We start from the raw sequence: 11,536 nt of genomic DNA, 5'->3' as shown, positions 1-11,536 counted from the left end.
AAAATAGTGCATAAGCACCAAAATGGTGCGAAAACATTTCAGTTTGTTTCTTTTTTGTTCTATTCGGATATCATATTTGTGAAATGGATCGAATATCACAGTTCCAATGCGATTTTTTATATATCTAAAGTAATTAGATGACTATTTAAAGTACAAATAGAGAGTAATGTCATGTCACCTTTGGTGCAATAACATAAAAATTAAACATTAGGGACGTTAATAGGGTTATAGAAAGTATGACTTTGTTTGGTTATTAATTATCGGTATTTTCATTGGAAGTGTATTTTTTATAAAAATCGCAATAAGAAAAACTTTAATTTAATGCATAAAAAATGAACTTCCATAGCTAAAAGCTCATTTCCTATAGGTTAGAAACAATATACCACTTAAAATTTGGCTTAAGTTGTAGTTCTGGTGGTGATATTACCTCAAGTAACTATCTATGGCGGTATTGGTAACACGGCCTTATTTATACCGTTGGTATCTCACTCTTATCCATTCGTACCAACATAATCCCTGCACGTAATCCAAGGGCTACCTGAGGGTTTGGAAACAAGATCCACTCATCTTCATGTTTAACACGGTAATACTCACCGGATTGCTCCGCCAGCAGTGTACCTTGCTTAAAACGAGTAAAATTAACCGTATCATTGTCAACCCACAGTTTAAAATCAGGATGTTGTTTTAGCAGTGATTTCACCACGCGATAAAACACCATTCCTCCTGAGGGTTGTACAGGCAATGGTTCCCCACTAACTAATGAACGTAATCCCCCGACTATATGCGTAAATTCAGCCAACTGATTTTCGCCAAATGGTAGCGCTTTTCCCAACTCAAGCGTACAACTTGCGGCCTGGCAGTGCTCACTACTAAAATGAGCAAAGGTCCCCCCTGCCGAGGTATGCATCACTAATGCATCCAGTTGAATATCTTGTAACCACCGTAGCATTACTGCGCTATAGGGTGTTGTTTGATAAGGCAACAATCCAAATCGAGTATGATGAGATTCACGAATTGCCGTGTGTAAATCGTAATGCTGGCGCGTCAGTTGACTCTCTGCTCGGAAAAACGCCGACACAGCTTGCTCAATAATTTCAACCCGTCGGGTTTCATTACTGGGAGGATAACGCCGGTGCCGCCCGCCAAACATACGGTTGATATCTGCTGAGAGGAAACGTTTGCCGGCGCTTATCGCCGCTGGATTGCCAAATATGACTAACAAACGGACGGCCAGCGTTAATTCACCTGCTAACAAATCTGACACCAATTGATTCAAAATCTCAATCGGGGCCGTTTCATTTCCGTGGATACCGGCAGATAACACCACTGACTGGGTGTAATTGCCAGAAGGTGTCAACATCAGTATCCCGTCATCGAGCCATTGCCACTCGATACTCAGCGTCGCGCCACGGGTCTGTTCTGGCGGATGGCCCGAGAGTGTTATCGCCAGGAAATCTAGCATCATCGTTCCTTCTAATTCTGCTGGAACGGATATACCGAGCCAATATTAAGTATCCGTGTCAATTCATCCAATGCCTGCCGCCCTTCTTGTAATAACTGCGGATCAGCCAAGTCTTTAAATTGCAAATGATCACGATAATGTTGGTCGACCCAATTATTCAGCGTCACAAACAGCGCCGGTGTCATCATTACTCGACTATTAACAGCTTGTAACTCTGTATCGGTCAAGGCAACACGCAAGCGTAAGCAAGCAGGCCCCCCCCCATTACGCATGCTCTCGCGTAAATCGAATACTTTGACACTGTCAATCGGACCACCGCTATTGATTAATTCCGACAGATATCGCCACACGAACGGGTTTTCTTGTGCCTCCTGCGGAATAACCAACAACATTTTACCATCCGGTTTACTCAATAACTGGCTGTTAAACAGATAGCTTGATACTGCATCAGCAACCGACACCTGCGCGTCAGGGACCTCTATACTGATCAACTGTTGTTCAATGCTACCCATTTTACGGCGAATCTCATCCATAGCTTGAATGCCAGGAATGAATGCATGCTGATGATGGAATAACACATTCTGATTGCTGACAGCGATGACATCATTGTGAAAAACCCCTTGGTCGATCACTGCGGGGTTCTGTTGCACAAAAACAGTTCGGTCTGGTGCCAGTTGATGCAGTCGAGCCACTGCTTCGCTGGCCTCTCGCGTTTGGCGAGCAGGGTATCGGCTAGGATTTACTCCGTTTTCCAGTGCGTTGCGGCCATAAACAAAGACCTGAACCGCTGGCAAGCCATATTCTCCCCCCAGACGATTATGATTAGCCGCACCTTCATCACCAAACAATTCCACAGCAGGTAGTGCATCGTGATGAACAAAGTGACGATGGTTATTAAAAACGCCTTTGAGTAAAGCCGACGTGGTTTCGGCCTCAATTGCACGGTGAAATTTGTTATTTAAATTGGCCACAGTAAAATGCACTCGCCCATCCGCGCTATCCGCAGAAGGTGAGACCGTCGCCGAATTCGCCGTCCACATTGATGATGCGGAACTTACCGCAGATAATAGACGTGGAGATTTACGTGCCACTTCACTCAATACTTGTTCATCTGAACCACTAAAGCCCAACTGACGCAAAACGCCTATGGCTGGTCGCTCCTGTGGTGGCAAAATACCTTGTTTATAACCTAAATCGGCTAATGCTTTCATTTTCAGCAACCCCTGCCGCGCAGCCAGGCGAGGGTTGGAAATACTGTTTTGATGCGCAGTAGAGGCTTCATTACCAAATGACAATCCAGCATAGTGATGTGTCAGCCCAACCAATCCATCAAAATTAACCTCATATCCTGCCATCGTATTCTCCATTCATGGCTCAATGGCTATCGGGCAAATCGAAAGAGATACCCGGTGACAATGTTGCTGGTAGCGTCAAACTTTCGCTTTCGAGTGATGCCATTGGCCAGGCACAATAGTCGGCAGCATAGAAGGCACTTGGTCGATGATTACCTGATGCCCCAACCCCGCCAAAGGGTGCAGCACTTGATGCGCCGGTCAACGGTTTGTTCCAGTTAACAATACCGGCTCGGGCTTCCAATAACAGTTGTTCAAATTGTTGCCGGTCCTCAGAAACCAGACCTATCGCCAAACCGAACCTGGTTTGATTAGCAATGTGTAATGCTTGCGTAAAATCGCCATAGCGAATAACGCTGACCAGTGGGCCGAAATACTCTTCGTCAGGGACATTGATACCAGTAATATCAATGATCCCCGGCGTCAGCACTGCACTTTGGCTATCTGGGCGGGTCATGGCTAATAATGGCTTGCCACCTAAATCCAGCAAATGTTGTTGCGCTGCCAGCATTTTTTCTGCTGCTTGTGATGAAATCACCGCTCCCATAAAGGGTGCTGGCTGCATATCCCAGCGCCCGATACGCAGGGCTTTGGCAATAGCGACAAAACGCTGTAAAAATGCATCGCCTTCAGCGCCAGATTTAACCAGTAGACGGCGCGAACAAGTGCAGCGTTGACCGGCTGAGATAAAAGCCGACTGAATAGCAAGATTTACTGCCGCATCACAGTCTGCTATCTGCTCAACAATCAATGCATTATTGCCACCCATTTCCAGTGCCAGGATTTTTTCCGGTTGGCCGGCCAGTTGGCGATGCAAGTGATAACCGGTATGGGCGCTGCCGGTAAACAACAAACCATCAATATCATGTTGCGCAGCAAGGGCTTCGCCTGTTTCACGCCCACCTTGTACTAAGTTTAATACCCCGTCAGGCATACCTGCCTGCTGCCACAATTTGACGGTTTCTTCTGCCGTCTTTGGTGTTAGCTCACTGGGTTTAAATACCACCGTGTTACCGGCCAGCAATGCAGGAACGATATGCCCATTAGGGAGATGCCCTGGGAAGTTGTAAGGGCCAAATACTGCTAATACACCATGGGGACGGTGTCGTAACACGGACATACCATCAGCCATCGGTGTTTGGCTACTCCCGGTTCGGCTTTGATAGGCTTGCAACGAGATAGCCACTTTGCCAATCATTGCTTGCACCTCTGTCAGTGTTTCCCAGAGTGGCTTACTGGTTTCCAAACTGATAGTGCAGGCCAGTTGCTGTTTATACTGCTCAAGTAATGCAGCAAAACGCTGTATCACCACGACCCGCTGTTCCAGCGATGTACGCGCCCAAGCAGGGAAAGCCTGCCGTGCCGCACGACAAGCCATTGCGACATCATGGCTGTCTGCGGCGCGCGCCTGCCACAATAATTGCCTATCTATGGGGTCAAGTTTGTCGAAATGCGCGCCGTTACCGGTGCGCCATTCCCCTTGAATAAACAGTGCTGGGTGAGTCATTTTTTAATCTCCGGGGCAAAAAGGCTGACTATCCGAACCGTATCACCGGCTACGACACCCAGCGCTGCCGCATTTTTAGTCGTTAAATGCAGTAGCTCGTCTGAAAGATGAGTAGTAATCAATATTGAGCGAAAATATTGATAGCTGTCATTAGCCACTAAATAGGCAGTGCCACTCGGGTCAATATCGATGTCATCAATAACCACGATTCGCTTACTGCTGTCGCGCACCGCCCGCACTTCATCTGTGTTGGCCTCCAGTGTTGGACCGCCATCAAAGATATCCACATATCCCTGATATTGCAGGCCTTCGGTTTCCAGCACTGCACGTGCGGGAGCCGTATGTGGATGGACCTGCCCAATGACGGCCCGCGCCTCTTCTGCCAGAAAATCCACATATAACGGGTGTTTTGGCATTAATTCAGCAATAAACGCTTTCTGCCCAGTACCACTGAGATAATCAGCTTTAGCAAATTCAATGGCAAAGAAGTGCCGCCCCACATTTTCCCAAAATGGCGAACGCCCCTGTTCATCGGTATAGCCACGCATTTCCGCAATCACTTTGCGGGAGAAATACTGGCGGAATGCGGCAATGAAGAGAAAACGTACTTTTGATAAGAAGGGGCCATTTTTATCTTTACGGTATTCAGGATCGAGAAACAAGGTACAGAGTTCGCTATACCCAGTGTGATCATTGCTTAAAAACAGGGTCGGTACCGATTTGTACACATTGAGTGTTTTGGATGCATGAACCAACGTGCCGACACGGAAGTTATACCAAGGGTCATGCAAACCAACAGCCACCTCAATAGCACTAACGCCCACCACTTTTTCTCGCTCACTGTCTTCCAGAACAAACAGATAGCCCTGTTCACCCGCAGCCAAAGAACCTTGCCAGGTATTTAACGCGCGCTCAATTCGAGCGGCGAGGTGTTCTTCATTTTGTGGCAGTGAAGTCATGCCGACGCCAGTTTTACCTGCCAATTCAAGGATATCGGCCAGATCACGGCGTTCTACCGGGCGAACTATCATCATAGTCAAGGTCCCTTGCTTACTGCATCAATGTTATGACTTAACCTGTCGACAAACCTGTTCAATACCCATGGCAAGCCGGGCTAAGCCCTCTTTAATATCCTGTTGAGAAATAATCAGGGACGGAGCAAAACGCACCACATTCGGACCCGCAATCAAAGCAATAAGCCCGTACTGTGCGGCAGCCTGAACAATCTCTTTGGCCTTCTCGTCATAATCCTTGTGAAGCACACAGCCAATCAGCAACCCGCGCCCACGGATTTCAGAAAAGACTTTGTGGCGGGCGTTTATTTCAGCCAATCCAGCCAAGAACCACTGATGCCTCTCTTTTACGCCTGCGAGGAGTTCTGGTGTGTTGATAAGAGACAAAACAGTACCCGCCACGGCACAAGCCAGTGGATTACCGCCGTAGGTAGTACCATGACTGCCGACATTAAGTGCGCTGGCATATTTGGTCGTCGTTAACATTGCCGCAATCGGGAAGCCGCCCCCAAGTGCTTTGGCACTGGTCAGCACATCAGGCGTTACACCGTAATGCATGTAGGCATAAAGTTCTCCGGTACGGCCAACCCCGGTTTGTACTTCATCAAAAATAAGTAATGCGTTATGACGATCACACAAAGCTCGCAAGCCATGTAAGAACTCGCTATCAGCGGGTAGCACACCACCTTCCCCCTGAATCGGTTCCACAATGACAGCACAGGTTCGGTCATTAATCAGTTCCTCCGCTGAGGCGATATCATTGAAAATACCGTGGCTGATCCCCCCCGGTAGCGGAGCAAAGTCTTGCGAATATTTCGGCTGCCCGCCCGCAGAAACGGTAAACAGCGTCCGGCCATGAAATGCATTCCTGAATGCCACAATCTGGTTCTTTTCGCCGGCAAGCCCTGGCTTATTACCGAAATTATTCAACGCATATTTACGGGCCAGTTTCAGTGCCGCTTCATTGGCTTCAGCCCCAGAGTTACAAAAGAAAACTTTCTCGGCGAAAGTGGCATCAATCAATTGTTTTGCCAGGCGCAGTACCGGTTCATTGGTATAGCCGTTACCCAAGTGCCATACTTTTTCTGCCTGCTCAATCAGTGCTGCTTTTACTGCCGGATGCCCATGTCCCAAGGCATTTACGGCAATACCACCAGCAAAATCGATATAAGATTTGCCCTGCTGATCCCACAGTGTCGCGCCTTCCCCTCGCACGATAATAAAATCTGCTGGTGCATAGGTTGGCACGATCCATTCATCAAAAGACTGTCGGGTAACGGGGATTGGGTGTTCCATAGTGGCCTCTTTGATCAGCGTAAATATGGGGTTGAGAGACTCATCGGTTGAGGTCACCATACCCCAACAAAAATCTCTTATTCTGTTAACAATAAAGAATGAAATATATTCACCTGATATAAAGTGTACAGCAGCTTTCATGCCACACCAGTCACAATGTGAATAAAATGTACAAATTCTATTAAAACAATAATTTAAATTGCATAGTTATGCAAAACACTCGCATTCATACTGAACTTTAGCGAAGAGGAAAGCCATTTGCGTGGGTTTGAGTAGAAATTATATGCATTTGACATCAATTTTGATTTTTGCTCTGTCAGATCACATTACAGCAACACAAAAATAACAATTAAGCTTTCCAACGCCCTATAAATGGGCAGTGAATGCATCAATTAAGTGCATTTCTCCTGCTAACAAGGCCGGTGATACGAAAGGATTTACTCCGTTTATGCATAAGGGAATGAGGGATATTGCAGAAATAGCGGCAGAAGATAATGCTGTTATGGCTCCATTTTCTGGAGCCAGGTAAATATACTCATAGCGGAAATTAGATGGTTATCGACGCGAGCGGCTATTATCTATGACGCTGGTGAGTTGATTAATCAGTTGCGCCAGTATGCGGATGGCTTGTTCGCTCTGTTCCGACCAGGCAAACGAAGCATTCAGGCGAAAACAGTGATCAAACTGACCGCCCGTGGTAAACATTCTCCCCGGCGCGATGCTAACCCCCTGCGCCAACGCCCGCCGATATAACTCACTGGCATTAAACGGCGGTTCCAACTCCAGCCAAAGGAAATATCCCCCCGCAGGATGGCTGATTTTGACATTTTTAGGAAAATGCTCAATAACCGCCTGATGCAGCGTATTGAGCCGCTGTTCCATTAAGCGGCGCAGGCGGCGCAGATGAATGTCATATCCCCCCTGACTGAGATAATCTGCAATCGCTAACTGAGTCGGCACACTGGCCGAAACCGTACTCATCAGTTGTAAGTGCTGAATTCGCTGCGCATGTTCCCCTGCTGCGACCCAACCGACACGGAATCCCGGCGCCAGGCATTTAGAAAACGATGAGCAATGCAGAATTTGCCGATGCTGATCGAGTGCTTTGGCTGGCAACGGCCGCTCCGCACCAAAGTACAACTCACCATAAACATCATCTTCAATCAACGAGATATTATTCTGCTGTAGCAGGGCTACGAGCCGTTCTTTCTGCGGCCAGGACATCGTGCAACCCAATGGATTTTGAAAATGTGTCATCAGCCAACAAGCTTTGATCGGGTATTGGTTGATCACCTGTTCGAGCGCATCGAGGTCCATACCCTGTTGTGGGTGGGTTGTAATGGCAATCGCTTTTAGCCGCAAACGCTCGATCGCCTGTAATGCACCATAAAATGCGGGTGACTCAATCACTACCCAATCTCCGGGCTGCGTAACCGCTTGCAAGCTCAGACTTAGTGATTCCATCGCACCCGCAGTGATAACAATTTCTTCGGGGGAAACATTCATTCCACTGGCGGCATAACGCTGAGCTATATTGCGCCGCAAACTTTCGTTACCCGGTGGTAAGTTAGTCACAGAGCTTTGTGGTGATATCTTACGTGCGACGCTGGCCAGCGCCCGTGATAATCGGGGTTGTAACAATAAACTCGGATCGGGAAATGCCGAGCCAAATGGCATTATTGCTGGGTCTTTCCCTGCCTGTAGTACATCAAAAATAAAGGCATTAATGTCTACCTGTTCATCCAGATGCAGTTTTTTCCCTCGCTGTGGCTGGGGTAATTGTGTCGGCCGTGAAGCAACATAATATCCCGACTGCGGCCGGGCCACGATCCAACCTTGGCTTTCTAATAGCTGATAGGACTGCACTACAGTCATCAGACTTAATCCTGATTGTTTACAACTTTCCCGCAACGAAGGCAGCTTGTCACCCGCCTGCCAGACCTTGGATTGTATTTGTGCCCGGATTTGCTGAGCTAACTGTTCATATCGAGTCATAAGCCAACTGTTATAGGTAAGATTGAATTAATTGTCACTATTATAGCCACTTTAACTTATGGTTAACTAACTGCCAAGTTTACTCCGCCAAATAATCGCCTGTTGTCACTACCTGTTATCGGGATAACTAATACCGGCGTGATTCATTTTATAGATTAATGAGGCAGCACCATGTTTGCAGCGAGGTCACTATGTTTGGCTTAACCGCTCTAGAGTTGGCCAGAATCCAATTCGCTTTTACCATCTCATTCCATATCATCTTTCCAGCCATCACTATTGGGTTGGCCAGTTTTCTTGCGGTGTTAGAAGGTTTATGGTTAAAAACCAAAAATGAGGATTACCGCGACCTCTATCATTTCTGGTCAAAAATATTTGCCGTTAACTTTGGTATGGGTGTGGTATCTGGTTTGGTCATGGCCTATCAATTCGGCACTAACTGGAGCTTTTTTTCAGAATTTGCCGGCAGTATCACCGGCCCGTTGCTGACATATGAAGTACTGACTGCGTTCTTCCTTGAAGCCGGTTTCCTCGGGGTGATGCTTTTTGGTTGGAACCGCGTTGGGCCGGGTTTGCATTTCTTTGCAACCTGCATGGTGGCATTAGGCACGTTGATGTCTACCTTCTGGATACTCGCCTCCAATAGCTGGATGCAAACCCCCCAAGGCTTTGAAGTTATTAATGGGCAAGTGGTGCCTGTCGATTGGTTGAAAGTGATATTCAATCCATCCTTCCCCTATCGGTTACTGCATATGTCCACGGCTGCTTTCCTTGCATCGGCATTCTTTGTCGGCGCCTCTGCCGCCTGGCATTTACTGCGTAAACGGGATACACCCGCGATGCGGAAAATGCTGTCAATGGCAATGTGGATGGCGTTGATCGTTGCCCCATTACAGGCGGTTATTGGCGATGCCCATGGCTTGAATACACTGGAATATCAACCGGCTAAGATTGCGGCGATTGAAGGGCACTGGGAAAACAAGCCCGGAGAACCCACGCCACTCATTCTGTTTGGTTGGCCAGACATGAAGCAGGAGAAAACCCATTTTGCGCTGGAAATTCCTTATTTAGGCAGCTTGATCCTCACTCACAGCTTAGAAAAACAGATCCCAGCATTGAAATCTTTCCCAGTGGAAGATCGTCCGAACTCAACCATTGTCTTCTGGTCCTTCCGTATTATGGTCGGATTAGGCATGTTGATGATCTTGGCCGGTATCTGGAGTTTATGGCTACGCTGGCGTGGCAGCTTATACCAATCGCGCCCTTTCCTCTATTTTGTGCTGTGGATGGGACCGTCGGGTTTAATTGCTATTCTGGCCGGTTGGTTCACCACCGAAGTCGGCCGCCAACCGTGGATAGTCTATGGTTTGCAACGCACCAGTGATGCGGTTTCATCTCATGGCGAAATGCATATGAGTATCAGCCTGCTGGTCTTTATTGTGGTTTATGGTTCGGTATTTGGGGTTGGTTACGCTTACATGATGCGGCTTATCCGTAAAGGGCCAAAAGCGCATGAAGGTACCCAGCAACAACCCGGCGGACCCGGTCAGCCGAATACGCCATCACGGCCACTGTCGGCAGTAAGTGAGTCATTTAGTTCTGACAACCACCAAAGCAGGAGCTAATTATGGGTATCGATCTTCCACTGATTTGGTTTGTCATTATCGTTTTCAGTACCATGATGTATGTGGTGATGGATGGTTTTGATTTGGGTATCGGGATCCTGTTTCCACTGGTAAAACACAGCCGTGATCGGGACTTGATGATGAACAGCGTCGCCCCCGTGTGGGATGGTAACGAAACCTGGCTGGTTCTTGGAGGGGCGGCCTTATTAGGTGCTTTCCCGTTGGCATATGCAGTTATTCTGGATGCACTGGCAATTCCTCTTACCCTAATGTTATTGGGTTTGATCTTCCGTGGCGTAGCCTTCGAATTTCGCTTTAAAGCCAGCGCTGAAAAACAGCATATCTGGGATAAAGCCTTTATCGGTGGGTCATTGATTGCCACCTTTACTCAGGGCATAGTGGTCGGTGCTTTTATTCACGGCTTCCCGGTAACGGGGCGGAGTTATAGTGGCGGCCCATTTGACTGGTTGACACCTTTTGCTCTGTTTTGCGGCTTCGGTCTGGTTATAGCCTATGCACTACTCGGCTGTACCTGGCTCATTATGAAAACCGAAGGACATGTGCAACAGGTCATGCATAAGCTAGCTACACCACTGACATGTGTAATGCTGCTCGTTATTACCATCATTAGCCTGTGGACACCGCTTGCACATCCACAAATTGCGGCACGCTGGTTTACGCTACCCAATCTGTTTTTGTTCTTACCGGTGCCATTATTGGTAGTCCTGGCTAGTTGGGTATTACTGCGCTCAGTTAAACGGGGTGGGCATTATGCCCCCTTCCTATTGACGTTATTGCTGGTGTTCCTTGGCTATAGCGGTTTGGGTATTAGCATTTGGCCTTATCTTATTCCGCCATCCATTACTTTGTGGCAAGCGGCAGCTCCGCCGCAAAGTCTGGGTTTTATGCTGGTCGGCGCACTCTTTATTATTCCTATTATTTTGGTTTACACCTTCTGGAGCTACTACGTATTCCGAGGGAAAATCCATCACGATCAAGGTTACCACTAAGTACCAAGTGGATAATGACAATCATGGGCTAGTTCGCTGGCCCTGATATGTTCTTATAGTGAATATTAGAATTTGTATGCATGAGACTTATATGTCTGAAAATAAAACGATAAAATCACAAACAGCCCTTCAGCCAACTGAACAGCTAAAATCGCCTTGGTGGAAGAAGATCGGCTGGATGTTACTTATTTGGTGCGGTAGCGTACTGACTTTATTCGCAGTTTCTATGTTGTTTCGTATGATGATGACTGCGGCCGGCATGAAGTCCCATTAACGCTT

The 11,536-nt window shown here is 47.5% G+C and carries 9 protein-coding genes; 3 read left to right on the top strand and 6 right to left on the bottom strand.

From position 1 onward, the window contains the following. Positions 1–469: 469 nt before the first annotated feature. The 6 genes from astE to Q2T72_RS09990 all read right to left on the bottom strand — a co-directional run bounded on the left by astE (position 470) and on the right by Q2T72_RS09990 (position 8,625). Positions 470–1,462: a succinylglutamate desuccinylase gene (astE, locus tag Q2T72_RS10015; protein ID WP_372569877.1), complete on the bottom strand. Its 993-nt coding sequence runs from the start codon at positions 1,460–1,462 to the stop codon at positions 470–472. An 11-nt stretch (positions 1,463–1,473) separates the two neighbouring features. Next, entirely contained in the window at positions 1,474–2,817 is a 1,344-nt protein-coding gene (gene astB, locus Q2T72_RS10010) for an N-succinylarginine dihydrolase (RefSeq protein WP_372569108.1), read from the bottom strand. Between the two features lie 19 nt (positions 2,818–2,836). Beyond that, the gene (gene astD, locus Q2T72_RS10005) at positions 2,837–4,321 is read right to left on the bottom strand and encodes a succinylglutamate-semialdehyde dehydrogenase (RefSeq protein WP_372569107.1); all 1,485 of its coding nucleotides are present in this window, start codon (positions 4,319–4,321) and stop codon (positions 2,837–2,839) included. Further along, positions 4,318–5,355, bottom strand: coding sequence for an arginine N-succinyltransferase (gene astA, locus Q2T72_RS10000; RefSeq protein WP_083159050.1), 1,038 nt, complete (start codon positions 5,353–5,355; stop codon positions 4,318–4,320). Before astA ends, astD begins: the two co-directional genes overlap by 4 nt. Before the next feature lie 30 nt (positions 5,356–5,385). Next, positions 5,386–6,630, bottom strand: a complete 1,245-nt coding sequence (locus Q2T72_RS09995; RefSeq protein ID WP_102970427.1) for an aspartate aminotransferase family protein — start codon at positions 6,628–6,630, stop codon at positions 5,386–5,388. A gap of 555 nt (positions 6,631–7,185) precedes the next feature. Next, on the bottom strand, positions 7,186–8,625 hold the full coding sequence (locus Q2T72_RS09990; protein WP_372569106.1) for a PLP-dependent aminotransferase family protein: 1,440 nt from the start codon (positions 8,623–8,625) through the stop codon (positions 7,186–7,188). A 191-nt stretch (positions 8,626–8,816) separates the two neighbouring features. Here Q2T72_RS09990 and Q2T72_RS09985 point away from each other — a divergent pair, with 191 nt between their 5' ends. The 3 genes from Q2T72_RS09985 (at position 8,817) to Q2T72_RS09975 (ending at position 11,531) form a co-directional block, all read left to right on the top strand. Next, a complete protein-coding gene (locus tag Q2T72_RS09985) occupies positions 8,817–10,247 on the top strand; it encodes a cytochrome ubiquinol oxidase subunit I (protein ID WP_083159052.1) in 1,431 nt (476 codons plus the stop codon). Positions 10,248–10,249: 2 nt separating this feature from the next. After that, positions 10,250–11,257, top strand: a complete 1,008-nt coding sequence (gene cydB / locus Q2T72_RS09980; protein ID WP_083159053.1) for a cytochrome d ubiquinol oxidase subunit II — start codon at positions 10,250–10,252, stop codon at positions 11,255–11,257. A gap of 91 nt (positions 11,258–11,348) precedes the next feature. Next, on the top strand, positions 11,349–11,531 hold the full coding sequence (locus Q2T72_RS09975) for a DUF2474 domain-containing protein (RefSeq protein WP_227746537.1): 183 nt from the start codon (positions 11,349–11,351) through the stop codon (positions 11,529–11,531). Positions 11,532–11,536 lie beyond the last annotated feature (5 nt).

This window comes from Yersinia sp. 2466 StPb PI, from assembly GCF_041538325.1.
GTDB lineage: Bacteria > Pseudomonadota > Gammaproteobacteria > Enterobacterales > Enterobacteriaceae > Yersinia > Yersinia enterocolitica_E.
The sequence above is the reverse complement of the archived record's forward strand: the minus strand, read 5'-3'. Positions and strand labels throughout refer to the sequence as shown.